This window comes from Streptomyces sp. NBC_00620 (assembly GCF_026341825.1).
GTDB lineage: Bacteria > Actinomycetota > Actinomycetes > Streptomycetales > Streptomycetaceae > Streptomyces.
This window is the reverse complement of sequence record NZ_JAPENY010000003.1, coordinates 438,971-463,551: the sequence shown is the minus strand read 5'-3', so window position 1 is coordinate 463,551 and position 24,581 is coordinate 438,971. Positions and strand designations below refer to the sequence as shown.

The 24,581-nt window shown below is 69.2% G+C and carries 24 protein-coding genes and 1 pseudogene; 13 read left to right on the top strand and 12 right to left on the bottom strand.

All coding sequences use genetic code 11. The features are described 5' to 3' along the window. The first annotated feature begins 15 nt into the window (after positions 1-15). Complete coding sequence (locus OG246_RS33405; RefSeq protein WP_266471991.1) at positions 16-651, top strand: TetR/AcrR family transcriptional regulator; 636 nt, start codon at positions 16-18, stop codon at positions 649-651. 368 nt (positions 652-1,019) lie between these two features. Here the strand turns inward: OG246_RS33405 and OG246_RS33400 are convergent, their stop codons facing one another. Next, positions 1,020-1,535, bottom strand: coding sequence for an RICIN domain-containing protein (locus tag OG246_RS33400; RefSeq protein WP_266471989.1), 516 nt, complete (start codon positions 1,533-1,535; stop codon positions 1,020-1,022). Between the two features lie 152 nt (positions 1,536-1,687). On the opposite strand from OG246_RS33400, the pseudogene OG246_RS33395 reads away from it, so the two are divergent. Beyond that, positions 1,688-1,783, top strand: a pseudogene (locus OG246_RS33395) (TetR/AcrR family transcriptional regulator); the annotation flags it as partial. 755 nt (positions 1,784-2,538) lie between these two features. Then, entirely contained in the window at positions 2,539-2,958 is a 420-nt protein-coding gene (locus OG246_RS33390; protein ID WP_266471987.1) for a hypothetical protein, read from the top strand. Positions 2,959-3,094: 136 nt separating this feature from the next. On the opposite strand, the gene OG246_RS33385 is transcribed toward OG246_RS33390, so the two are convergent. Further along, positions 3,095-3,640: a hypothetical protein gene (locus OG246_RS33385; protein WP_266471985.1), complete on the bottom strand. Its 546-nt coding sequence runs from the start codon at positions 3,638-3,640 to the stop codon at positions 3,095-3,097. Positions 3,641-3,817: 177 nt separating this feature from the next. On the opposite strand from OG246_RS33385, the gene OG246_RS33380 reads away from it, so the two are divergent. Continuing rightward, complete coding sequence (locus OG246_RS33380; RefSeq protein WP_266471981.1) at positions 3,818-4,312, top strand: HIT family protein; 495 nt, start codon at positions 3,818-3,820, stop codon at positions 4,310-4,312. Between the two features lie 169 nt (positions 4,313-4,481). Continuing rightward, entirely contained in the window at positions 4,482-4,811 is a 330-nt protein-coding gene (locus OG246_RS33375; protein ID WP_266471980.1) for a hypothetical protein, read from the top strand. A 91-nt stretch (positions 4,812-4,902) separates the two neighbouring features. Here OG246_RS33375 and OG246_RS33370 read toward each other — a convergent pair whose 3' ends face one another. The 3 genes from OG246_RS33370 to OG246_RS33360 all read right to left on the bottom strand — a co-directional run bounded on the left by OG246_RS33370 (position 4,903) and on the right by OG246_RS33360 (position 7,676). Further along, the gene (locus OG246_RS33370) at positions 4,903-6,540 is read right to left on the bottom strand and encodes a serine/threonine-protein kinase (RefSeq protein ID WP_266471977.1); all 1,638 of its coding nucleotides are present in this window, start codon (positions 6,538-6,540) and stop codon (positions 4,903-4,905) included. A 190-nt stretch (positions 6,541-6,730) separates the two neighbouring features. After that, positions 6,731-7,162 carry an ester cyclase gene (locus OG246_RS33365; RefSeq protein ID WP_266471976.1) on the bottom strand — a complete coding sequence of 144 codons (432 nt, stop codon included), beginning with the start codon at positions 7,160-7,162 and terminating at the stop codon, positions 6,731-6,733. A 145-nt stretch (positions 7,163-7,307) separates the two neighbouring features. After that, positions 7,308-7,676, bottom strand: coding sequence for a VOC family protein (locus tag OG246_RS33360; RefSeq protein ID WP_266471974.1), 369 nt, complete (start codon positions 7,674-7,676; stop codon positions 7,308-7,310). A gap of 315 nt (positions 7,677-7,991) precedes the next feature. Here OG246_RS33360 and OG246_RS33355 point away from each other — a divergent pair, with 315 nt between their 5' ends. Next, entirely contained in the window at positions 7,992-11,240 is a 3,249-nt protein-coding gene (locus OG246_RS33355) for a bifunctional cytochrome P450/NADPH--P450 reductase (protein ID WP_266471972.1), read from the top strand. A gap of 94 nt (positions 11,241-11,334) precedes the next feature. Here the strand turns inward: OG246_RS33355 and OG246_RS33350 are convergent, their stop codons facing one another. The 4 genes from OG246_RS33350 to OG246_RS33335 are packed head-to-tail and all read right to left on the bottom strand — an operon-like array spanning position 11,335 to position 15,917. Further along, positions 11,335-12,693 (bottom strand): GH1 family beta-glucosidase, encoded by a 1,359-nt coding sequence (locus tag OG246_RS33350; protein WP_266471970.1) that lies wholly within the window; start codon positions 12,691-12,693, stop codon positions 11,335-11,337. A gap of 29 nt (positions 12,694-12,722) precedes the next feature. Further along, positions 12,723-13,595 (bottom strand): carbohydrate ABC transporter permease, encoded by an 873-nt coding sequence (locus OG246_RS33345; RefSeq protein WP_266471969.1) that lies wholly within the window; start codon positions 13,593-13,595, stop codon positions 12,723-12,725. Continuing rightward, the gene (locus OG246_RS33340) at positions 13,588-14,586 is read right to left on the bottom strand and encodes a carbohydrate ABC transporter permease (protein WP_266471968.1); all 999 of its coding nucleotides are present in this window, start codon (positions 14,584-14,586) and stop codon (positions 13,588-13,590) included. Before OG246_RS33340 ends, OG246_RS33345 begins: the two co-directional genes overlap by 8 nt. 14 nt (positions 14,587-14,600) lie before the next feature. Then, a complete protein-coding gene (locus OG246_RS33335) occupies positions 14,601-15,917 on the bottom strand; it encodes a sugar ABC transporter substrate-binding protein (protein WP_266471966.1) in 1,317 nt (438 codons plus the stop codon). A gap of 202 nt (positions 15,918-16,119) precedes the next feature. On the opposite strand from OG246_RS33335, the gene OG246_RS33330 reads away from it, so the two are divergent. The 3 genes from OG246_RS33330 to OG246_RS33320 all read left to right on the top strand — a co-directional run bounded on the left by OG246_RS33330 (position 16,120) and on the right by OG246_RS33320 (position 18,775). After that, complete coding sequence (locus OG246_RS33330; protein WP_266471965.1) at positions 16,120-17,427, top strand: ROK family transcriptional regulator; 1,308 nt, start codon at positions 16,120-16,122, stop codon at positions 17,425-17,427. A gap of 145 nt (positions 17,428-17,572) precedes the next feature. After that, positions 17,573-17,815: a hypothetical protein gene (locus OG246_RS33325; protein ID WP_266471963.1), complete on the top strand. Its 243-nt coding sequence runs from the start codon at positions 17,573-17,575 to the stop codon at positions 17,813-17,815. Positions 17,816-17,938: 123 nt separating this feature from the next. Continuing rightward, entirely contained in the window at positions 17,939-18,775 is an 837-nt protein-coding gene (locus tag OG246_RS33320) for an alpha/beta fold hydrolase (RefSeq protein ID WP_266471961.1), read from the top strand. A gap of 37 nt (positions 18,776-18,812) precedes the next feature. On the opposite strand, the gene OG246_RS33315 is transcribed toward OG246_RS33320, so the two are convergent. Next, on the bottom strand, positions 18,813-19,772 hold the full coding sequence (locus tag OG246_RS33315; protein ID WP_266471959.1) for an SDR family NAD(P)-dependent oxidoreductase: 960 nt from the start codon (positions 19,770-19,772) through the stop codon (positions 18,813-18,815). A 342-nt stretch (positions 19,773-20,114) separates the two neighbouring features. After that, positions 20,115-21,152, bottom strand: a complete 1,038-nt coding sequence (locus tag OG246_RS33310) for a PHP domain-containing protein (RefSeq protein WP_266471957.1) — start codon at positions 21,150-21,152, stop codon at positions 20,115-20,117. Positions 21,153-21,265: 113 nt separating this feature from the next. Between OG246_RS33310 and OG246_RS33305 the strand changes: the two genes are divergently transcribed. From OG246_RS33305 to OG246_RS33290, 4 genes are all read left to right on the top strand, one after another. Beyond that, positions 21,266-21,502, top strand: coding sequence for a hypothetical protein (locus OG246_RS33305; protein WP_266471956.1), 237 nt, complete (start codon positions 21,266-21,268; stop codon positions 21,500-21,502). Between the two features lie 201 nt (positions 21,503-21,703). Continuing rightward, positions 21,704-22,117, top strand: coding sequence for a hypothetical protein (locus OG246_RS33300; protein ID WP_266471954.1), 414 nt, complete (start codon positions 21,704-21,706; stop codon positions 22,115-22,117). A gap of 3 nt (positions 22,118-22,120) precedes the next feature. Continuing rightward, a complete protein-coding gene (locus OG246_RS33295; RefSeq protein WP_266471953.1) occupies positions 22,121-22,852 on the top strand; it encodes a hypothetical protein in 732 nt (243 codons plus the stop codon). Further along, the gene (locus OG246_RS33290; protein WP_266471951.1) at positions 22,849-23,226 is read left to right on the top strand and encodes a peptidase inhibitor family I36 protein; all 378 of its coding nucleotides are present in this window, start codon (positions 22,849-22,851) and stop codon (positions 23,224-23,226) included. The genes OG246_RS33295 and OG246_RS33290 overlap by 4 nt, the downstream gene beginning before the upstream one ends. Before the next feature lie 75 nt (positions 23,227-23,301). On the opposite strand, the gene OG246_RS33285 is transcribed toward OG246_RS33290, so the two are convergent. Continuing rightward, entirely contained in the window at positions 23,302-24,552 is a 1,251-nt protein-coding gene (locus OG246_RS33285; protein ID WP_266471950.1) for a family 16 glycosylhydrolase, read from the bottom strand. Positions 24,553-24,581 lie beyond the last annotated feature (29 nt).

The following is a 24,581-nucleotide window of genomic DNA, read 5'->3' as shown; positions in this document are numbered from 1 at the left end:
GGTAGGGTCTATCACATGCCCGAGCAGCACTCAACCCTGCGAGCACAGCGGAGAGCCGACACGCAGCGCATGATTCAGGCGCACGCGGTACGGCTGTTCATCGAGCGCGGATACGACGCCACGACCGTGACGGACGTCGCCGAAGCGGCGGGCGTGTCGCCCATGACCGTGTACCGGCACTTCCCCACGAAGGAAGACCTGGTGCTCGTCGACCAGAACGGTCGGCTCGTCGCCGAGCGGATCGCCGCGTCGTCCGCCGCGCAGCCCTTGGTCCGACGCATCAGCGGCGCGCTCATCGACGCGGCCACGAAGCTGACCAGCGGCGGCAACGGAGACGACCTGACGGCGAACAAGCAGTTCCTGTTGGCCCGCCTCCGGCTCATGATCTCGACGCCGGCCTTGCGGGCCAGGCACCTGGACAACAACTACGCCCTTCAGCAGGCGATCGTCGACGCCCTCGGGGACGACGGCACCGATCCCGACACGGCTTTCCGAGCCCAGGCGGCTGCCAGCGCCTGCCTCGCCGCGATGCACACGGCACTGGTGCGCTGGGCCGAGGACGACGGCCGGACCGAACTGCCCGACCTGATCGCGAAGGCGCTCACTGCCGCGTTCGGCGATGACATCGTCGGCGCCGACCCGGACGCGTGAGAGCCGCGCTCCGAGTACTCCTCCCAGGCCAACCGGCCCCCGTTTGCCCGTGACCACGAGTTACGGGTCAGGCCCTGGGCTCCGTCTTGCGGTTCATCGGCAATGCGTCCGCCTCATCCGGACCGAGGCTCGTCGGCGGCCGTGTCGAGAGAGGGGTGTGGCGGCCAAAAGGGAGGTGGGTGCCGAGCGCCCGGACCTGGTGGATACCAGAACTCCGGGTGCTCGGCACCCACCCCCTCACAGCCTTCCGATCCGTGCTCTGCCGGTGCGATCGGGCGGCGCGTTCACGGCGTGGCCGGGCTTGCGTGCCCGCGAGGACGGTGCCGTAGGCCGTCGGCGGTCGCGGGCCGTCGGTGGAGCCGGACTTGTCAGAGGAGGAAACCCCACCAGACGAACCGGGTCTCGTTGATGCCGTAGTCGGCGATCACGCTTTTCGGGCTGGTGAAGACGCCGTCGCCGCTGTCGGAGGTGCGGAGGTAGTTCGTGTTCTGGTTCTGGATCTGGTCGTCGTCGGCGGTCCAGAACTGTCCGGTGCGGCCGCCTCCACAGGGGGCCCCGTAAACGTCGTTCGTTTCAGCCCCGTAGTCCGTCGTGAGGCAGTCGCCGCTGGCGTTGCTGACCAGTCGGCGCATCGTGTGCCCCTGCCAGGAGTTCGTCTCCGAGCCCCAGTGCCAGGTCGTAGCGCCATTTCCCGAACAGCTGTACTGCACCCAGATGTTGCTGCTTGCGGTCGACGAGGTGAGGCAGGGCTGCCCCAAGTCGTTCATGTACATCCAGGTGCCCGTCGCCGCCGAGGCGGGTGACAGAGTGCCGGCGATGATCAGCATCAAGGCGGCGATTCCCGTGGACAGGGCCAGCCTCAGCGAGGTTCTTCGAGATGTCATGATCGGGAGATTCGAGGGAGGAAATGAACCCCCGATGAATTAATCATGAACGGGGCATGTCAATTTTGAGTGTCCGGGAAGCCGGCTGCCTCCTGGTGTCCCTGGTTGAGTGAGAGCGTACGCGAGCCAGAAGAGGTGGTCGAACTCCTCGCGGATACGACGCCACGACCGTGACCGACGTCGCCGAAGCGGCGGGCGTGTCACCCATGACCGTGTACCGGCACTTCCCCACGAAGGAAGACCTCGTACATGGTTGGCACGGGCCCGGACGCGTGAGAAGCATGTTCCGGGCCTGGGATCCGTCGGTGGCGATGGGTAGCCTCCCGGGGATGGAGGATGCCTTCATCGCTGCCGCGAGGGCCGAGCAGGCCGAGCACTTTCATGCCGAAATCTGTGGGGTGCTGAACCGAATGCCCTGGCCGCTGCTCGACGGTCCGGATGCCGAAGTCATCGATGCTGTCGACAACTTGATGGACGACCTCTTCCGGCGCGACATTCTTTCCTGTCCAGGCCACCGCTGGCTCTCGGGCCCACTCCCCGAGTCCATCCGCGGGGGTCTCAACAGGCTCCTGGCCGAAGGACGCATCCGTCGCGATCCGTCCAGTGATCGGTGGAGTTGGGATCGGTACACGGCGTACTTCCACCTGCGTGAGCCGGGGTGGGAGAGCTTCCTGCGCCGGCGGCGTCGTACGTAGCGGGCCGCGGTAATCGCGCTGGCCCACGGTGAGCAAGGGGGCGATTCGGCAGCGAAAACTGAGGCCGGGGTTCCTGACCTTCACCGTCCTGCCTGGTGTTCACTACGCGCATGACAGGTAGCTCAGAGCAGCACCGCCTGAGACGTGCGATCTCCGTCCTCAGTGATGCTGTCCCCGGGGATCTTCGACGGTCTCCCCTTGGCTGGGCAGGCGTACGGGAGTGGGAAGCCGCTCACGGCATCGAACTGCCAGAGCCCTACCGTACGTTCGTCGCGGAGGTTTCCAACGGTTCGTTGGAGGGGGCAGCCATGGCGCACGTGCTCCTTCCTCTGGGCGGACTTCCTGAGAACTGGCAGAGCTGGAAGGCCGATTGCTGGCTCAGCCCCGAACCATTCGACGGCGCGGCTGTACGCAAGTTCACTGAGCCCTTCCCCCTGGAGGAGGAGTGGCAGTGGGAGTACGACTACTACGACCACGTTGAACACTCACCCCTACTCCACGGCATCTATCAGCACGGCTCGGTGCTCCTGGGCGGCAACCGTGACTGCGAGTTCTGGGTACTCGTGGTCGCAGGGCCTCAGCGCGGCCGGGTCTGGTGGCTGGGAGACGGATGCGTGGCTCCGTACATGGACGCGGAGGAGGAAAGCGAGCCAGAGGCCGACTTCGTGACCTGGTTCCAGGATTGGCAAGCCGACCGAGGATGGTGGGCCGAGCACCTCGACGGGTAGGTCTCGGTCGGCGGCTGCCTGAGCGACCGAAGGGCCTGCCCCAAAGGACAGACCCTTGCACAGCGCCTTCCGATCCGTCGCTCTGCACAACGGTCAGCTGCGGTCGCACCGGCCGCATCCGAGGTGCTGGGGGAGGCTACCGAGCGCTGCTGGTTGCTGTAGTTGCGGCCTTCTCATTGCCCTGGGACTTGTCGGCGGTTTTGGTGGCCCGGGGACTTTGCGGGTCAGGGCGGTGCGCCCGCATCGCGGCTCGCAGGACTTCAAGTTCGGTTCGGGGAAACGGCCGGCCCCATTGGGACTCGTAGGACACTTCACCGTGCTCGTGATCAATCCGGTCGAAGGCCCGGACGGCCGACCGTGCGAGCTCCGTGACGGTGTGGCTGCCCGACCAGAGAACCGTTCCGGAACGGTCCGGCGCCCGGTCGTCGTCGGCCAGGACCAGGCGAATATCAACCACAGATCCATCTCGGTGGAAGAACCACCAGTACACCTGTGGCTCTCCCTCCAACTCGGCGCGTGTGTCTGCGTCGCCAAGGACGAGCCTGGTAACGGCGTAGAGGAACTGCCCGGGTCCGTCAGTGACGTAAGAGGCGATGGCCTCTGCCTCGCCGCGATCGTCGGCCACTTTGACGGAAGCCCAGCCGTGGCTGAGCAGCGTCCATGTGATCGCCAGAGGCGTCATTTCTCCCCCTCCTTGGGGTGACCCTACGGCCCAGGCACGGCTGCGCGGCGAATACTCCAGTTGCAGATCCCGATCTTGAGCTGTCGGCCCCCTTTGCGCCGGTGTGCGTCGTAGGGCTGCGGCAGACTGGTGCACCCCCTACGGAGAGGTGCGCAGGTGTCAACGGGTCGACAGCCGATGGATCTCGAGATGTACGTGGAGCGGACCCGGATCGGCCCGTGCTTTGTCTGTGCGTTCCTGACCGGGAACTCGGACTACCCGCATGCGACGGTTTTTGAGGATGCCGATCACGTGGCGTTCCTGGACAGGTGGCCCACGGTGCCGGGCAAGGTCCTGGTCGCGCCGAAGGTGCACGTCGAGCACGTCGTGCGCGATCTGGACGAGGTGGCCTACAGCCGGCTCATGCTGTTCGTCCGGGAGATCGCCTTCGCCGTCGAGGCCGTCTGCGAGCCGGAGCGCACGTACCTGTACTCGCTCGGCAGCCAGCAGGGCAATGCGCATCTGCACTGGCACATCGCCGCCCTGCCGGTTGGCGTTCCCTACCCTGAGCAGCAGTTCCACGCTCTGATGACGGAGAACGGGGTTCTGACGCTGTCGCCGGAGCAAGCGGCCTCGATGGCCGCGCGTCTGCGTGAGGTGGTCATCGCCCGGGGCGTGCTCAAGCCGGAATGAAGATCAGCACTACAACTGGGGGACTAGAGCTCAAGGTTGAGAGGGCTTGCCCCCAACACGCTTTCCAACTGATCCTCGATGAACGGCCGTGAACGGGGCTGAAGGAGACAGAAATTGAGGCGACCGGGCGGGTCGGAGTGGCTAGCATCCTCCGTGTTGAGGAGGAGCCATGGCGCTGGGCCGCAGGGGATCGCGACGCATTGTTGTCGACGGTACGGCTTACCGCTGGCGGTTGCGGCGCAGGCCGACCTACCTCCAGGGGCTTGCCTGGACACCGTGCACCTACGCGGTCGAGCACGCAGACGTGCCCGGGACAACGCTCGTGGTAGCGACCGACCAGCCACACCCGAGCAACTGGTTCGGACTTGAAGCCAAGCCCGTACTGCCCTCCGATGTTGCCCAGACCATCCAGCGTGCTCTTCGTGAGGGCTGGACGCCCACGGCACCGGGCTCCCCTTTCCACCTGGATCTTTCCGCCGGCTTCACGCCCTCGCCCTGAACAAGGCCAACACGACCTGGGCTTGGGAGCAGCGGTACCAACGGCTGAGGCAGGGCGCTGATGTGGGAGACCGGGGGAGTGGCTCGCGTCGTCAGCGTGCCAGCGGCTCGGACGCGGTGAAGCGCTCGAAACCCGCGTGGAAGGCCGTGCCCTGCGGGTCGGTCGCGTTGTAGTGGAAGGCCGCCACACCGCAGCCCCGCTCGGCGAAGGCGGCGCCGGTGTACGAGGCCACCCGGGTGCCGTCGACGGCGAGTTCCACCTTGATCCGGCCCTCGCCGGCCGGGGAACAGGTCATCGACATGTCGATCTCCTGCTGGCTGGCCACCTTCAGGCCCACGTCCGCGAGGTCGACCTCGACGACCCGGTCGTGCTGGAAGGTTCCCTTGTACCGGAACTCGCGCACGATCAGGGCTTCCTGACCCGTGGTCAGGTAGGTCGTCCAGCGGGAACCCTTCCAGTAGTCCCCCGAGCCGTTGCACCACAGCCCGACCCCGCCGTCGCCCCCGTACCAGGTCGTCTGGGTGCTCAGCCGTACCGCGAACGAGGACGGCTCGAAGGGTGCCTGCGGCCACACCTCCAGCTGGATTTTGGGATCCACCAGCATGGTCCCGCCCTCGTGCGTGACCTTCCCCAGGGCCGGGTCCTTGTACGACCAGTCGCCCGAGTCGGTCAAGTCATCCGTGTACGAGAGGGGTTGGGGGCTCGTGGATCTCCCGGACGACGCGGAGTCCGAGCCATTGGCCTGCGGGTCGCCGTCCGTGGGTGATCCCCCCGAGTTGGTGCTGAGCACGATGGCAAGGAGCACTGCCGCCGCGGCACTACCGGCCGCGAACCCCCACAGCCGCAGCTGCTTGGCGCTCGTGCCGTGGCCGGCGCCGCCGCTCACGCGTCCGGGCGGTTGCGGATGCGTACCCGACTCCGTCTGCGCGTTCGCCGTCGCCTCCGCCGCCCCCGCGAGCCGAGTGACGAGCTGGGCAGCGGTGGGACGTTCCGCCGGGTCCTTGCGCAGGCAGTCGGCGATGACCGAACGGATCGGCTCCGGCACGGCCGTGAGATCCGCGTCGCGCTCGCAGACGGCGACGAACGCTTCGTAACCGGCCTCCCCGTCAAAGGGATGCCGCCCGGTGGCGGCGAAGTACAGCGTGCCGCCGAGTGAGAACACATCGGAGGCGCTGGTGACCTGGAGCGACTTGACCTGCTCGGGCGACATGTACGCGGGCGAGCCGAGCACGCTGCCCGGTGTGGTGAGCGCCGACTCGGGCAACCGGTCGTCGCGGGCGATACCGAAGTCGATGATCCGCGGGCCGTCCGGGGAGAGCAGGATGTTGGACGGTTTGATGTCCCGGTGTACGACACTCGCCCGGTGCACCTGGGCCAACGCGTGAGCGACGGCCAGCGCCAGGGACTGGAGCCGCCCGGAGGACAGCGGGCCGTTGTCGGCCACATGCTGTTGGATCGTCGGACCCGGGACGAACTCGCTGACGATGTACGGGTGTCGTCCGGTCAGATCGGCGTCGAGGACCCGTGCGGTGGCCAGCTCACCGACCCGGCTCGCCGCGCCGAACTCCCGGCGTACACGGGCGAGCGCGACCTCGTCGTACTCCTTGCCCGGCAGCAGGAATTTCACCACTACTCGGTGCCCAGTCCGGTCCCGGGCGAGCCAGACCACACCTTGCCCGCCCCGGCCGAGCTCGCGCTCGCAGACGTATCCGCCCACCGACAAATGCATCCGCGGATCCATGCCCCCGCCCCCAGCCCCGCCCCCGGTTCATGGCCGCCCTCCAGCGTATCGGCGGCGCTTCATCTACGGGCGTCATTCACGGTGTTCAGGGCCAGGGCGGTGCGTTCCGCTATGGCAGATGTCTGCGCATCATCCGCTTCGACCGGCAGACGGCAACTGAGTTGATTTCACCCTGAGGTTACTGGTCAGTGGCCGGCGGGGACGAGATCTGCTGCATGAGGCTGATGATGTCTGGGGCGACCCATTCCTCGGCGATTTTGTCACCCTCGATGCGGTAGATCTCGATGCTGCGGAAACTGACCTGTCGGTCCGTCGCCGCGACCCCTTGAAAGTCGCCCCGATGCGTTCCGCGGAAGTGGACCCGCACCGCCACATTGTCGTCGACGCCGAACATGTCCTCGACATTGATCTGCAGGTCAGGGAAGCCTTCCAGCATGGCCTGAGCCCCGAGGCGCCAGGTCTCCCGACCGTACAGCGGGTCCGCCACCCCGGGGACGTTGGCGATGAAGTTCTCCGTCAGCATCTCGACACACGCGTCGAGGTCGCCGCGTTCCAGCGTCGCGTAGGCAGTGCGCAACCGGGCCAGGTTCTTGTCCACGGTGGTGTCCATCTCGGTAGCCATCTCGGTGTCCTCTCTGGTGGGATCGCCCCGACGAGCGAGGTGATCGCTCAGATCCGCATGGCTCTCAGTAGAAACCCTGCCGTTGCGTCAAGGTCAAGAGAGGCTGCCTGAGGTTCCCCCGCAGCTCAAGCCCTCACTGGCCCCTCGGTGGCTGATGCAGCCCGAAGGCCGACCCCTGGTCGTCGCGGCACAGCTTGAACCGGCCGAAGCGGGCGGTCGACTCGCCATCCTCGTCGCCGTCCTCACCGATGTCCTCGATGGTGCCGCCCAGTTCACGGACCTTGGCGACGGCGGTGTCCAGGTCGTCGACGCGGAAGAACAGGTAGGGGGAGGCGTTCTTGTCGCCGCCGTGCAGGCCGCCCGGGACGCCGCCGGTGCTGATGGCGAAGCCGCGCCCGCTGGGGCCGGGTTCCAGGGTCCAGCCGAAGAGGGCCTGGTAGAAGACGCGCCCGCGCTCGGGGTCGGCCACGCCGAGTTCGAAGAAAGTCGGTTCGCCTGTCATCGGTGGCCGTCCCGGGGTTGTCGCGGGTCGTCGTGGTCGCAGCCCACGTGGTCCTGTGCCGGCCGCGGTACCGCTGACTCCATCGTGCTCCCGCACGGGCGGCGCCGCAGCCCCACAAGCGTCGGCGCCGGTCGACGCCGACCGGGTGCAGAGTCCGGACCGAGGACTTGGGCATTCCACTTCTCACGGCCTCCGCAAGTGCTGTCGCAAACTTTCGACTGCACAATCATGTAGTGCCACGGCGCGGGCGGCCTACGCCACGCGATCAAGCTGGATCGCAGTACTCCCCGTACCGCGAAAGGCAGTTGTAGCGCCATGCCCCCCACCGCACCGCACCCCCAAGCCGCAGATACCCCCCAAGCCGGAGACACTTCCCAAACAGCAGGCACCCCCCACGACCTGCCCGGCCAGGGCCCGTCCCCCCACGGCCTCCCCCTGATCGACATCTCCGCCACCGGCCCCGGCCGCACCCCGCTCCAGCAGGTGATGGGACTGATGCGCGAGCACGGACCCGCGCTCGTACGACGGCTGCACGGCAGGGACGCGCTCTTCGTGAGCGACCTCGACCTGGTCACCGATCTGGCCGACGAGAGCCGCTTCGCGAAGGCGATCGGGCCCGCCCTGGAGAACGTGCGCGAGTTCGCCGCCGACGGACTGTTCACCGCGTACAACAACGAGCCCAACTGGGCCAAGGCGCACGACATCCTGATGCCGGCGTTCGCGCTGGGCTCCATGCGCACGTACCACCCCGTGATGCTGCGCGTGGCGAACCGCCTGATCGAGTCGTGGGACCGCGGCGCTCGCGACGGTGAGCCCGTGAACGTCCCCGACGACATGACGCGGATGACGCTCGACACCATCGGACTCGCCGGATTCGGCTACGACTTCGGCTCCTTCGAGCGGGACGAACCGCATCCCTTCGTCGAGTCCATGGTCCGCTGCCTGGAGTGGAGCATGACGCGGCTGGCCCGCACGCCGGGCAGCGACCACGCGGCGGCGGACGCGGCCTTCCGGGCGGACGCGGACTATCTCGCGCGGGTCGTCGACGACGTGATCGCCGCCCGCGTGGGAGAGGCGCAGGACCAGGCCGACGACCTCCTCGGGCTCATGCTCACCGCCGAGCACCCCGCCGACGGCAGCACGCTCGACACCGCCAACATCCGCAACCAGGTGATCACCTTTCTCATCGCAGGCCATGAGACGACGTCCGGAGCGATGTCGTTCGCGCTGTACTACCTGGCCAAGCACCCCGTCGTACTCCAGCTCGTGCAGCGCGAGGTCGACGCGCTGTGGGGCGGTACGGCCGACCCCGAGCCGACGTTCGACGAGGTCGGGCGGCTCACCTACACCCGGCAGGTGCTCAACGAAGCGCTGCGGCTTTACCCGACCGCCGCCGCGTTCAGCCGGCTCGCCCGCGAGGACACCGTGCTCGGCGGCCGGATCCCGCTGCGTGCCGGGGAGACGGTCACCGTGCTCGGGCCGATGCTGCACAGGCAGCCGGTCTGGGGCGACAACCCCGAGCTGTTCGACCCGTCCCGTTTCACACCGGAGGCGGAGGCCGCACGCTCACCGCACGCCTTCAAGCCTTTCGGAACCGGTGAACGCGCCTGCATCGGGCGGCAGTTCGCGCTCCACGAGGCGACCATGCTCCTGGCGATGATCGTCCACCGCTACCGCCTGCACGACCACGCCGACTACCGGCTGACGGTCAAGGAGACCCTCACCCTCAAGCCCGACGGGTTCACGCTCACGCTCTCACCGCGCACGGCCGCCGACCGCGTCCACGCCCCGATGCCGGGCGCGGTCCAGATCCCGTCGGAGGCATCGTCCGACCCGCGGTCCGCCCTGCCCTCCCGCGTACGCCCCGGCACCCGCGCCCTCTTCCTGCACGGCAGCAACTACGGCACCTGCCGCGAGTTCGCCGCCTCCCTCGCTGACGAGGCCATGGCGATCGGCTGCGAGACGGAAGTGGCACCCCTCGACGCCTACGCCGCCGGTCTGCCCACCGACCGCCTCGTCGTCATCACCGCCGCCTCCTACAACGGACAGCCCACGGACGACGCCACCGCCTTCGCCGCCCGGCTCGACGGGACCGAGCGGGCCGACGACCTCACCTACGCCGTGCTGGGTGTCGGCGACCGCAACTGGGCCGCCACCTACCAGCACTTCCCGACCCGAATCGACGAGCGCCTCGCGGAACTGGGCGGCACGCGGTTCCTGGAGCGCACGGCTGCCGACGCCTCGGGCGACCTCGGCGGCGCGGTCCGCGCCTTCACGGCCCGACTGTGCGCCGCCCTCCTCGAGCGGCACGGCGACCCCGACGCCACGGACGGCACCGAGGAGCCGATGCCCGCGTACGAGGTGCGCACGGTGACCGGCGGCCCTCTCGACGCGCTCGCAGAGCGGCACGGCCTCGTCCCCATGACCGTCACCGAGGCGTACGACCTCACCGCGCCGGGCCACCCGAGGGCCAAGCGCTTCCTCCGCCTGGCGCTGCCGGACGGCGCGACCTACCGCACCGGCGACCACCTCACGGTGCTTCCCGTCAACGACCCGGACCTCGTCGAGCGGACCGCCACCGCGCTCGGCCTCGACCTGGACACGGTTCTGGACATCCGGGCTGTCCGCCCTCGCCGCGACGGAATCACGGTCGACCGGCCACTGACGGTACGTCAACTCCTGTCACACCACGTCGAGTTGCAGGAGCGTCCCACAGCCGACCAGCTGTCCGTCCTCGCCGCGGCCAATCCGTGCCCACCGGAGCGCCGGGAACTCGCGGCGCTCGCGGACGACCCGCGGACACTGGTCGAGGTCATCGAGGCACACCCCGCCCTGTGCGGCGCGCTCGACTGGCCGACCCTCCTCCAAGACCTGCTCACGCCGCTGCGCCCGCGCCACTACTCGGTCTCCTCGTCCCCGGCGACCGACCCGGCCCGCGTCGACCTGATGGTCTCGCTCCTGGAGGCCCCGGCCCGCTCCGGCAACGGGACGTACAGGGGAGTGGGCTCCTCCTACTTGAACGCGGTCAAGCCCGGCGAGACCGTGCTTGCCCGTATCCAGCCCTGCCGCGAGGCGTTCCGGGTCGACGACTCCTCTCCGGTCGTCATGGTCGCGGCGGGCACGGGACTCGCGCCCTTCCGCGGAGCCATCGCAGACCGCCGCGCGCGTATCGCGGGCGGAGTCGAAACGGGAGGCCAACTCACCCCGGCCGTCTGCTATTTCGGCTGTGACGCCCCGGACGCGGACTTCCTCCACGCCGATGAACTCCGCGCCGCCGAGGCCGCCGGGGCGGTCTCCCTGCGCCCGGCCTTCAGCGCGGCCCCTGTCGGGGGAGTCACCTTCGTACAGCACCGGATCGCCGCCGAGGCGGACGAGGTCTGGGACCTGCTGAACGCCGGAGCCCGTGTCTACGTCTGCGGCGACGGCTCCCGGATGGCACCCGGCGTCCGTGCGGCCTTCCGTACGCTCCACGCCGACCGAACTCCGGGCGGCGACTCCGAGCAGTGGCTGAACGACCTGATCGCGTCCGGGCGTTACGTCGAGGACGTCTACGCGGCCGGATGAGTCCGAACGGACCGGTGGGCCCACCTGAGACAGGGGGCCCACCGGAACGCCCACGCGAGCGTAGGTCTTTCAAATCAGCCGAACCGGCCGGAAATCAGGCCGCGTTCCGCCGCTTCCTCCCATGTGCCCGGATGATGTCCGCGTACCGGTGCCCGCTCCCCTTGATCGTGCGCCGCTGCGTCTTGTAGTCCACGTGCACGAGCCCGAAGCGCTTGTCGTAGCCGTACGCCCACTCGAAGTTGTCGAGCAGCGACCACGCGAAGTAGCCGGCGAGCGGAACGCCCTGGCGGGCCGCCGAGGCGCAGGCCGCGAGGTGCTGCTCCAGGTACTCGGTGCGCTCGGGGTCGTCGACGGTCCCGTCGGGACGCACGATGTCGGGATAGGCGGAGCCGTTCTCGGTGACGTAGATCTTGCGCGCGCCGTAGTCGTTCGTCAGGCGGAGCAGCAGGTTCTCGATGCCGGCGGCGTCGACCTCCCAGTCCATGGCGGTGCGGGGTACGCCGAGACGGCGGACCGTGCGGACTCGGGGCGCCTGGCCGGTGGGGTCGTCGGCGACCGTGGACGGGAAGTAGTAGTTGAGGCCCAGCCAGTCCAGGGGCGCCGCGATGGTCTCCAAGTCGCCCTGCTGCTCGGGGAGTTCGACTCCGTAGACCTCCTGCATGTCCGCCGGGAAGCCGCGGCCGTGCACCGGGTCGAGCCACCAGCGGTTGGTGTGGCCGTCGAGCCGACGGGCCGCGGCCACATCCTCGGGGCGGTCGGTGGCGGCCTCGATGTAGGAGAGGTTGTTGACGATGCCGACCTGGGCGCCGGGGACGGCCGCGCGGATCGCCTGGGTGGCGAGGCCGTGGCCGAGGAGGAGGTGGTACGAGGTCCGCACCGCGGCCGTGAGGTCCGTCCAGCCCGGGGCCATCAGGCCCTCCAGGTGGCCGATCCAGGCCGAGCACAGCGGCTCGTTGAGCGTGGTCCAGTGCTTGACGCGGTCACCGAGGCGGTCCGCGACGACCGCCGCGTACGACGCGAAGTGGTGGGCCGTGTCGCGGACGGGCCAGCCGCCCCGGTCCTGCAGTACCTGCGGCAGGTCCCAGTGGTAGAGGGTGACGGACGGGGTGATGCCCGCCTCCAGGAGGGCGTCGATCAGCCCGTCGTAGAAGTCGAGACCCTTGGCGTTGACCGGGCCGTCGCCGCCCGGCATCACGCGTGGCCATGCGATGGACAACCGGTAGGCGTTGGTGCCCAGTTGGCGCATGACCCCGATGTCCTCGCGCCAGCGGTGGTAGTGATCGCAGGCGAGGTCCCCGTCGTCGCCGTTGTCGATCTTGCCGGGGGTGTGCGAGAAGGTGTCCCAGATGGAGGGGGAGCGGCCGTCCTCGGCGACGGCGCCCTCGATCTGGTAGGCCGACGTGGCCGTGCCCCACAGGAAGTCCTCGGGGAGGGCGGCAAGGTCGATGGTCACGGAAGTCCCTTCGGGGAGAGGAGAGTTGGTCACTTGACGGCTCCCGCGGTGAGCCCGGTGACCAGAAAGCGCTGGAGGAGCAGGAAGCCGGCGACCACGGGGACGCTGACGACGAGCGACGCGGCCATGATCTGGTTCCAGTACACGTTGTAGAGCGTGGAGTAGCCCTGGAGCCCGACGGCGAGGGTGCGGGTCTCTTCGTTGGTCATCACCGAGGCGAACAGCACCTCGCCCCAGGCGGTCATGAAGGCGTAGACGGCGACCGCGATGATGCCGGGGATCGCGGCCGGCACGACGACCCGGAACAGCGCGCCGAGCGGCCCGCAGCCGTCCACCAGTGCCGCCTCGTCCAGGTCGCGCGGCACGGAGTCGAAGTACCCGATCAGCATCCAGATCGAGAACGGGAGGGAGAAGGTGAGATACGTCAGGATCAGACCGCCACGGGATCCGAACAGGGCGATGCCGGTGGCGTTGCCGATGTTGACGTAGAGAAGGAACAGCGGCAGCAGGAAGAGGATGCCGGGGAACATCTGGGTGGACAGCACGGTGACCGTGAAGACGCGCTTGCCGCGGAAGTTGTAGCGGCTGACGGCGTAGGCCGAGAAGACCGCGATCACCACCGAGCAGGCCGTCGCGGCGCCCGCCACGATCAGCGAGTTCACGAAGTACCTGGCGAGCGGGATCGTCGTCCAGATGTCGATATACGGGCGGATGGTCAGGCTGCTCGGCACCCATTGGAACTTCGTCTGGACGTCCTGCAAGGGCTTCAGCGAGCTGGAGACCATGACGTAGACGGGCACCAGGACGAAGCCGGTGAGCAGGGTGAGGAAGATCCGCCGGGTCCAGAGGAAGGACTGCGGCTGGGCCATCGGGGAGCGGAACTTCGTGGAGGTACTAGACATCGGACGTCTTCCTTCCTCGGGAGGTCAGCAGGAGGTAGACGCCCGTCACGACGAGCAGGAAGAGCAGCAGCAGGACGGACATGGCGGAGCCATAGCCGAAGTTCCAGTTCACGAACGACGCCTGGTAGATGTGCACCGAGATGAGGTCCGCGGCCGGCGGAGCTGTCTTGCCGAACAGGACGTACGGCGTGTTGAAGTCGTTGAACGTCCACAGGAACAGGACCAGGATCAGTACCTGGTTGACGGGCCGCAGCGAGGGCAGGGTGATGCGGCGGATCTGCTGCCACACACCGGCGCCGTCGAGGGCGGCCGCCTCGTACAGGTCCTTGGGGATGTTCTGCAGGCCCGCCATGACGATGAGGAAGGCGAACGGCCAGCCCTTCCACACGGACACGGTGAGCAGCGCGTAGAAGGCGTTGTCGCCGAGGAGCCAGAAGGACGGCTTGTCGGTGATGCCGAGCTGGTCGTGCAGGACGTGGTTCACCAGGCCGTTGTCGTGCTGGAACATGAACACCCAGGTGATGACGGCCGCGTAGACGGGCAGCGCGTACGGCACCAGGAACAGGGCGCGCAGCAGACCGCGGCCCCGGAAGGCGTCCTGCATGCAGAGCGCGGCCGCCGTGCCGATCAGCCAGCACAGGCCGACCGAGAGCAGGGTGAAGCCGACGGTGGCGAAGAACGAGTCGAGCAGCGCCTTGCCGACGGGCGCGTCGAAGTCCACCGTCACCTTGTAGTTGTCAAGGCCGGACCAGGGCGCGGTGCCCCAGTCGCGGATGTAGAACTGCGTGAGCTCCTTGAAGCTCATCACGATGCCGATCACCATCGGCACCAGATGGACTAGGAGTTCGAGAAGCAGGGCGGGCAGAAGGAACAGGTAGGGCAGTCCGATGCGTTTGATCCGCCCGGGGCGGCGCGGGCCGCGCGCCGCACCGGGGGAGTTCTTGCGCACCGTGCGATCGCCGGCCTCTTGGGAGGCGGTCGTGGTGGTCATGTTTGTGCTCGCGCTCACTTCGTCGGCATCTGCGTCTGGGCCTTCTCGAGCTGGGCCTTCACCGACTCCGTGGTCACCGGCTTTCCGGCGGCGGCGTCGGCGAACAGGTTCTTGATGGCCGTACCGACGGCCGTCTCGAACTGGGACTCGTCAGCGACCTGCGGAGCCGCGACGGCGCTCTTGGCGAGCGTGTCCTTGAGCACGGCGGTCGCCGGGGTGTTGAAGGCGGCGTCCGTCTGGGCGGTCTTGACCGGCGGGATGGAGCTGTACGCCGTGTTGAGGATCTTCTGCTCGGCGTCGCTGGTCATGAACTTCACGAACTCGGTGGCGCCGTCAAGGTTGTCGGTGTTCTTGAAGACGGACAGGTTGATGCCCATGACCATCGAGTTGACGTTGTCGCCGGTCCCCGGGGCGCCGGACTGCACGGGCACCGGAGCGATGCCGAAGTCGTCCGCGCTCATGCCCTGCGACTCCAGGTTGGCGGACGCGGACTGCCAGAGCAGCATCCCCGTCTTGCCCGTGGCGAAGTCGCTCACGGACTGGTTCTGCGCGTACTCGGCGTTGCCCGGCGCGACGATCTTGTCCGTGGCCATCAGGTCGACGAACTGCTTGACCCCCTCGACCGCGCCGTCGTTGGTGAAGTCCGGCTTGCCGTCGGCGGTGAAGAAGTCGCCCCCGTGCTGCTTGGCGAAGACGACGGCATGGTGGATGTTCTCCGCGGGGTTCGAGCCTTCGAAGGCCGTTCCCCACTTGCCGCCCTTGGAAAGCTTCTTGCCGTCGGCGACGAACTCGTCCCAGGTGGTCGGCGGCTTGGCGATGCCGGCGTCGGCGAACATCTTCTTGTTGTAGTAGAGCGCGTACGACATCGAGTACAGCGGCACCGCGGCCGGGTCCTGGCCCTGCGCGCCCGTGGAGCCGAGCGCCGAGTCGACGAAGCGGTCCTTGCCGCCGATCTTGTCGAAGTTCTTCGTGTCCCAGGGCAGCAGCGCCCCGGTGGCCTGCAGGGAAGCGCTCCAGGTGTTGCCTATGTTCAGGACGTCGGGGCCCTGGCCCGAGGTGGTCGCGGTGAGGATCCGGTTGAGCAGATCCGACCAGGGCACGACCTCCAGTTCCACCTTGATGCCGGTGTCCTTCTCGAACTTGTCGAGTTCGGGCTGGAGGACCTTCTTGTCGATCTCGACGCTGGCGCCCTGGTTGGAGGCCCAGTAGGTCAGCGTCTTGGGCGAGTCATTGGATCCACCGTCCGTCGACGAGCCGCCACCACAGGCGGTCACGGCGGTCAGCATGGAGACAGTGACCGCACCGGCGGCCGCGGCTCGGATTCTGCGCATGGCTCAGGCGTCCCTTTCCGAAGGAGAGTCATGACGGCGTCCGCGGCATGTACAGGCACCCCGCGTACGTCCCTTGCGAGTGTTCACTTCTCGAACGCCCCTCACGACTTAATTTAGGATGTGAGTTAAGACTCGGAAGAAAGTCGCGTCAAGGGATCGCACAGCTGTATCTTTCAAGTCGGGCGAACCGGAGGGGAGCCACATGACGGGGCGGAACGGGCGGACAGTCCGTGACCTGCGGCGGGGCAATCGAACCGCTGTACTGCAACGGTTGTATTTCGACGGGCCGATGAGCCGCTACGAACTGGGTCCGGCCACCGGACTGAGTTCCGGTTCCATCAGCAACGTGGTCGCGGAACTGGTCGCCGACGGTCTGGTCGAGGAGGCCGGCAGCGTCGACTCCGACGGCGGCCGCCCGCGCACCCTGCTGCGGGTGGCGCCCGCCAGCGGCCACATGATCGGCGTGGACGTCGGTGAAACCCGCGTGCGCGTCGAGCTCTTCGACCTCACACTCACCGAACTCGCCCGCACCGAACGCCCGTTGGAGCAGCAGGGCTACGACGTCGAGGTCATCGTCGGCCACATCCGCGACGGCATCGCCGAGGTCCTGGCGGAGACGGACATCGCCCCGGAGCAGCTCCTCGGCGTCGGCATCGGAGTCCCCGGCATAGTGGCCCGTACCCCCGGACTCGGCGCGGTGGTGCACGGCCAGACGATCGGCTGGGACGCCGTCCCGCTCGAGTCCCTGCTCCGCCAGACCTGCGAACTCCCCGCCACCGTCCCGTTCTTCGCCGACAACGGCGCCCGCACCCTCGGCCAGGCCGAGATGTGGTTCGGCGCCGGACGCGGCGCCACCAACGCGGTCGTGGTCCTCTTCGGCTCCGGCGTCGGCGCGTGCCTCGTCACGGAGGACGTGGAGTACGGCAGGGCCGTCGAATGGGGACATCTGACCGTACGGGTCAGGGGGCGCCGCTGCCGCTGCGGCGCCCTGGGCTGCCTCGAGGCGTACGCGGGGGCGGAGGCGCTCCTGGAACGCTGGCGCGAGGAGGGCGGGCGCCCGCCGGAGGGTGTCGACGAGGAGACGGCACTGACCGCGATGCTCGCGGCCGCCTACCCGCCCGAGGACGCCCAGGGTGCCCCGCACACCGAGCCCGACGCCGTGGCGCTCGCCGTTCTTGAGGAGACCGCCGAGTACCTGGGCGCAGGCCTGTCCGACCTGATCAACCTCTTCCAGCCCGAGCGCATCCTCATCGGCGGCTGGGCGGGCCTCCAGCTCGGCTCCCGCTTCCTGCCCGCCGTGCGCCGGTACGCGTCCTCGTACGCCCTGCGCTATCCGGCCGAGCGTGTCTCCATCGACCTGGGCAAGCTGGGCCCGGACGCGGTCACCGTCGGTGCCGCGATCCTGCCCCTCGCCGACTTCTTCGCCCGCGGCGGCCGACGGGCCGAACCGGTCGGCGAGGGCCCCTCTCCGGCCTGGCGCACGGCGCTGGAGGACCGCGCACCGCACTGATCCTCTGCAGAACTGTTTCGCCACCCACTGCCGAGGTACTCGCGCCGGGCCGGAAACGGCCCGGCGGCGGTGTGTGCGGGCCGAGTCGGCAACGGCCCGGCCCGGGCGTGCCGGCCGCGCCGACCTGCTGATGATTGGGTGCGACATGACTGCATACCGGCCGGAGGGCCCCGGCGAGAACACCGACCCGGTCCCGCGGGACATGCCGGACCAGCAGGTCCAGGATGGCGAGGACCCCTGGGACCCGGCTCCCGCGGCGGATCCCGGCGAGGGCGAGCCCGGCACGGACGTCCCCGACACGGACGAGGCGGGCACGGGCAGAAGTGGCGCTCCGCGCTCGGACACCGTCCATCCCGAGGATCCCGAGCCCGGCGAGTCCTCGGGCTGACCTCGACGGGGAGCTCTCACGGGCGGCATGACCCGAGAGGTAATCGACCCGGCCGGGAGCTCCCGGAACCATGAAGGGCGTACCCACTCGACTCGCCCGTCACCGGATTCCGGGAGGTTTCCCATGCCGTACTTCGAGAGCCCCGTCGATGCCGCCCGGCTGCACTTCGTCGACTACGGTCCGGCCGGGGGACCGGTGGTCGTGTTCGTCAACAGCTCGTACTTCGGCACGGAGATGTGGGAGTACCAGATGCTGCCGCTCGCCGAGGAGGGGTACCGGTGCGTCGGGCTCGACCGGCGGGGGCACGGGCGGTCCGACGACGTCTGGGGCGGCTTCGGCCTCGACAGCCTGGCCGACGACCTCGACGGGCTGCTGCGGCACCTCGACCTCCGCGACGTGACGCTGGTCGGCCATTCCCTGGGCACCGCCGAAGTCGTGCGCTGCCTGACCCGGCACGGCGTCGAGCGGGTGGCCGGGGTGATGCTGGTCGCCGGCATGGTGCCGGGGATCGTCCGGTCGGCGGACCACCCGGGCGGTGTCGACCCGGACCTCATCAGGGCGGGCAACGAGACCTTCCGGCGCGACCGGGCCGCCTTCTTCACGGACGGCGCCCGCGCCTTCTTCGCCCTGGACCTCCCCGGCAACGAACTCTCCGCCGCGTACGTGCGGTCGATGGTCGACCGTTGCCTCGGAGCGACCGCGCGCGCCTGTGCGGCCCTGGGCGACCTGGTGGCCACCCTGGACGTGGCCCCCGAACTGCCCAAACTCGGCCTGCCCGTCCTCGTCGTGCACGGCACGCACGACACCTCGGCGCCCCTGGAACTGACCGGCCGCCGGGCGGCGGAGCTGCTGCCCGACAGCACGCTCAAGGTCTACGAGAACGCGGGCCACGGCCTGTTCGCCACGCACGCCGGGCAACTGACCGCGGACCTGCGGGAGTTCATGGCCGCCCGCGCCTGACGCCGTACACCGGCGTTCGGCTGACGCCGTACGAACGTCACGCGAACGCGTTCACCCCGGTCAGCTCCGCCGACAGCGCCCACAGTCGTGCGGCCTGCTCGGGGTCGATCGCATAGGCCTGTACGCCGGTCCGCTCGCCGTCCGCCGGAGCGGGCTCGGCGATGTCGCAGTCCTCGCAGTACACCCCGCCCATACCGGCCAGTTGAGGCGAGGTCGCGGCCCACACCTGAGTGGCCGCGCCCTGCTCCGGCGTTTTGAAGGCGTCGGGGTTCACCAGCTTGCCGTCCTCGTCGATCCAGCCGCGCTCCACCATCTCCTCCTTGGCAAGGTGACGCTGGAGCGGCGTGAGGATTCCGCCGGGATGAAGGGAGAAGGCCCGTACGCCGGACTCCTGACCGAGGCGGTCGAGCTGGACGGCGAACAGCACGTTCGCCGTCTTCGCCTGCCCGTACGCCTGCCACTTGTCGTAGCCGGTCTTCCAGTGCGGGTCGTCCCAGCGGATCGCCGAGTTGTGGTGGCCGCCCGAGGACACGGAGACGACGCGCGCCCCGCCGGGTGCGATCGCCGGCCAGAGCCGGTTGACGAGCGCGTAGTGGCCGAGGTGGTTGGTGGCGAACTGGGCTTCCCAGCCGGGTCCGACACGGGTCTCGGGGCACGCCATGATCCCGGCGTTGTTGATGACGATGTCGACCGTGCGGGCCGAGGCGAGGAACCGCTCGGCGAAGGCGCGGACGCTGTCGAGGTCGCCGAGGTCGAGCTCGTCCACCTCGACACCCTCGATGCCGTCCACCGCCGCACGGGCGGCGTCGGGGCGTCGCGCGGGAACGACGACACGGGCGCCCGCTTTGGTGAGTGCGTGCGCCGTCTCCAGGCCCAGGCCCGAGTACCCGCCCGTGACGATCGCGAGCTTTCCGGAGAGGTCGATGCCCTGAAGGACTTCGTCGGCGGTGCTCCGGGCGCCGAAACCGGAACCGATCTTGTGCTGTGCAGTGGTCATGCCCGGAACGCTACGAATTGGAGAGCACTCGAAGTCAAGGGGACACTCGCCCCGGGTGAGGGCATGCGAAAGACCCCGACCGGACGGGGGAATCACGGTCGGGGTCGTCAGTGGTGGGCACGGACGGCGGTCGCCTCTCGGCGGGGGCTCCACAGGGCTTCAGCCGAACGATCTTCCCTGTGGGCGAAGGGTTAGGCCCGGGGACACTGTTCCATCCGCACCCACAGTTTGTTCAACGGGGAACTACCGGTAGGTGTTCCCGGGGAGGGGGGCGGACCCGGTGACGTGTGTCACGGCGGGTACACCGTGGTCATGCGGGGAGTGGGCGTGCGGTGGCGGACGTCAGGCACCGCTCACGCGAGCCGGGGTCGTCCGGTCCCTGGTCCAGGACAGCAGCTCGTCCGCCGTCCAGGTGGTGATCACTCGCTCCGCCGGCACCCCGCACTCCTCGGCCCGCGCGCAGCCGTGGATCTGCCAGTCGAGCTGGCCCGGAGCGTGCGCGTCGGTGTCCACGGAGAACAGCACGCCCGCGTCGACCGCCCGGCGCAGCAGCCGGCGCGGCGGGTCGAGCCGTTCGGGGCGGCTGTTGATCTCCACGGCGGTGCCGGACTCCGCGCAGGCCCCGAAGACCGCGTCCGCGTCGAACTCCGACTCGGGCCGTCCGCGTCCGGTGATCAGGCGGCCCGTGCAGTGCCCGAGCACGTCCGCCAGCGGATTGCGTACGGCGGCGACCATACGGCGGGTCATCGGCCTCGCGTCCATGCGCAGCTTGGAGTGCACGGACACCACCACGACATCGAGCCGCTCCAGCAACTCCGGCTCCTGATCGAGCGACCCGTCGTCGAGGATGTCGCACTCGATGCCGGTGAGCAGCCGGAACGGCGCCCACCGCCGGTTGAGTTCCGCGACCACCGCCAACTGCTCGCGCAGACGGTCCGGAGACAGCCCGCGCGCCACGGTCAGCCGCGGCGAGTGGTCCGTGAGCACCGCCCAGTCGTGCCCGAGCCGCGCCGCGGTCCTGCCCATCTCCTCGATCGGGCTGCCGCCGTCCGACCAGTCGGAGTGCAGATGGCAGTCGCCACGCAGCAGCGCCCGCAGCCCCTCACCCCCCTGGGCGAGCGGCGCCCCGGCCGCCTGCTCGAGCTTCTCCAGATAGCCGGGCACCTGACCGGCCAGCGCCTCCCGCACGACCTGCGCCGTCTTGGGTCCGACGCCCTTGAGCGACTCCAGTGACCCGGCGGCCACGCGCTCTTCCACCTCGCCCTCGGGCAGCGCGGCCAGCACGGCCTCGGCGGTGCGGAAGGCACGTACGCGATAGGTGGGGGCCTGGTCCCGCTCCAGCAGGAACGCGATCCGGTCCAGCGCCTCGACGGGATCCATGGGCACCTCCCTCCTCCAAGCCTTGCCCAGCAGCCGCCGCCCCGCACGGCGGACGGTCACCGCCGCCGGGAAGCGGGAGCGCTGACCGGAAGGAACCGTTCTACGCTCGACTCATGACCGAAATCGCGAGCCCACACCTGTCCTACCCGCGGATCATGGTGCTCGGGGTACAGCCGGGGACGCCGCCGTTCCGGATCATGGAGATCGACGGCGAAGTGGTGGGCCAGGCGAGGGCGCTCACCGACGTACTGACAACGGCCGCGGCCTACGGCATCACGGTGCACGATCTCGACGACCCGGACGTGGTGCGCTGGGTGGGTGGCGACAAGCTGACTTGGATGCCGCACTAGGACCGGTCGGGGCGTCCGGGGAGCGCGCGGACCTGCGGGTTTCGCGCCGGTGTGAGCTGCGAGTGGGACGAATGACCCCGCACTCCACCAATGATCATCATTCGGTGGGAACCGCGCATGGGCCCGTTCTCACGAGGGCACGTTGATCTTGCCGGTGATCAGGACCCGCCCCGGCGTCGCTTCCTCCCACCAGGAGTCTCCATGTTCCGTGGCCTCGCCATGCCCGCAGCCGCCGCCCTCGCCGCCACCGCTCTGCTGGGCGGCGCCGCCCCCGCGACCGCCGCCGACGCCGTCCCCGCGGCAGCCGCCGGAGCCGCACCCGTGACCGCCCTCGGCGCTCCGCAGGCCGGGGACGTCTGCTTCTGGACCGGCGCGGGGCAACACGGATCGTCCTGGTGCTACACACCGCCCGGCTATACGGACGTCCCGGAGTTCCTCCACGACAAGGCCGCCTCCTTCCGCTCCAGCGCGGATTCCGCCGTGTACGCCATCGACTGGGGCCGCGGCACCTGTTACTACCGGCTGATCCGCGCCCACGACCTGGCCGACAACTGGCCCTGGGGTGCCCGGCTCGACGGTGTCGCCGACACCACGATGAACTGCGAGGTCGGCTGACCCGTGCGACCGCACAGCACGCTGCGCGCCACCGCGCTCGCGGTGCTGGCGACGCTGGCGCTCGCCGGGTGCGCCACGCCGTCCGCCGAGCGAGGCACCCCCGCGCTGCCCACCACCGAACGCGCCCAGGACGACCTCATCGACACGGCCCAACGGGTGCTCGTGGACGAGTGTCTGGCCCGCCAGGGGCTGTCCGTACGGCACGCCTCGGCCCACGAGCGCCCGTCCGGCCAGGAGGACCGCCGACTCCAGGACGCCCTCTTCGGCCGCGGCCGCCCCGAACTCTCCGTCACCCTCGCCACCGGCTACACCGTCACCGCCCACACCGACGGCTGCCTCGCCGCCGCGCAACGTGAGCTGTACGGGGACCAGCGCCGCTGGTTCCGCACCAGGGTCGTGGTGAACAACCTGCGCGCCGAGGCCCAGCAGCGTATGAAACGCGACCCCGACTACGGTGCCGCGTCGGCCCGTTGGACCCGCTGCGTCACCCCGGCGAACGGGCCCCGGCCCAAGCGCCCCGACACCGCCGTCTCCGCGCGCTGCGCCCGCGAGAGCGGCCTCGCCCGGCTCCGTGCCCGCCTGGAACCGGCCCTGCTGGCCCAGGTACGCGCCGAACGGCGCGAGCAGTTGACCACCTACACGCAGTTGCGCACCCACGCGCTGCACCGCGCGGCGGCCCTGTACGCCGAGCGGACCGTCCGGGTATCCGAAAAGAAAGGCAGCACCTCTTCATGATCGCCAAGCGCCTCGCCACCGCAGCAGCAGCCGCCCTCCTTGCCCTCGGGGGCGGACTGGCCCTTGCCACACCCTCCGGCGCGGCGGACTGTCCCAGCGGCAACTTCTGCGTCTGGGAGAACGCCAACTTCGACGGTCAGCGAGCCAACTGGTCTGGGGACGACGGCTGGTGGGAGAGCTGGATCGCCGACACGGACTCCTCGTGGGCCAACCACGGCATCTCGGGACCGGGCGTCAAGGACCACGTCAAGGTCTACGAAGACGCCTACCAGGGCGGTGCCATGACCATCTGCCTCACCCCGGGCGAGGAGGTCGGCTACAACGGCGTCGCCAACGACCGCGGCGACTCGCACACATGGGCCATGAGCTGCTGAGGGAGGGGTGAAACACGGAGGGTCCGGCAGGGGCAACCCTGCCGGACCCTCCGCCTGCCCGCCCGGGGCGGTCTGTCAGCCAACCGTCCACTTCTGGTTGGCCGCACCGGTGCACGTCCAGATCTGCAGACGTGTGGCATTGGCCGAGTTGCTGCCCGTGACGTCCAGGCACTTGTTGGCCTGGGGGTTCACGATGTCATTGGCCGAACTGACGACCCATTGCTGGGCGGCACTCCCGTTGCAGTCGTAGAGCTGCACGGTCGAGCCGTCCGCGGTGCCGCCGCTCGTGACATCGAGGCACTTGCCCAGCGCGCGGATCGTGCCGTCCGAGCCGACCGTCCACTGCTGGGCGGCGCTCGAGTTGCAGTCGTAAAGCTGTACGGCGGCGCCGTTGGTCGAGCTGGCCCCGGCCACGTCCACGCACTTGCCCGCCAGGCCCCTGATCGGGACCCCGGTGCCCGAGGTGGTGCCCGTCGTCACCTTCACCTCGTCGACGACGAGGTACTGCGGGAAGACGGTGGAGCTGTTCGGGTCGCCGGGCCAGTAGCCGCCGACCGCGAGGTTGAGGATCAGGTAGAACGGCTTGTTGAACACCCATGCGTTGCCGCCCACATCGGCGGGCGTGCGCGTCTGGTAGACGATGCCGTCGACCGACCACTTGATCGAGTTCGGCGCCCAGTCGACCGCGAAGGTGTGGAAACCGTCCGCGAACTGCTGGCCGTTCGGCAGGGTGTACCCGGCGCCGATACCGGTCGCGCCGGAATACCCCGGTCCGTGGATCGTGCCGTGGATGGTCGACGGCTCGTAGCCGACGTTCTCCATGACGTCGATCTCACCCGACGCGGGCCAGCCGACCGAACCGATGTCGTTGCCGAGCATCCAGAACGCGGGCCACATGCCCTGCCCGCGCGGAACCTTCAGGGTGGCCTCGACACGGCCGTACTGGGCGGTGAACTTGCCGGCGGTGTTCAGCCGGGCCGAGGTGTACTCGCACCGTCCGTACCAGCACTGGTAGTTGGCCGGATTGTCCTTACGAGCGGTGATGACCAGGTGGCCCTGGCCGTCCAGCGCCGCGTTGTTGGCGCCGGCCGTGTACATCTGCCGCTCGTGGTTGTTGACGTTGTCGCCGGTCTCGATCTGCCACTTGTTGGGATCCACGGCCCATCCGCCGGAGCCGTCGAAGGTGTCCTGGAACACCACGGCCGCGGCGGTCACGTCATCGGCGGCCGCGGGACCCGCCTGAGCGGGAGCGATGGCGGCAGACGCGACGAGTAAGGCGGAGAGAGCGGCAAAGAGGCATCTTCGGAGCAGGCGTGGGGAAGCCACGACTCTCCCTTCCGTATTGCGACCCGGGG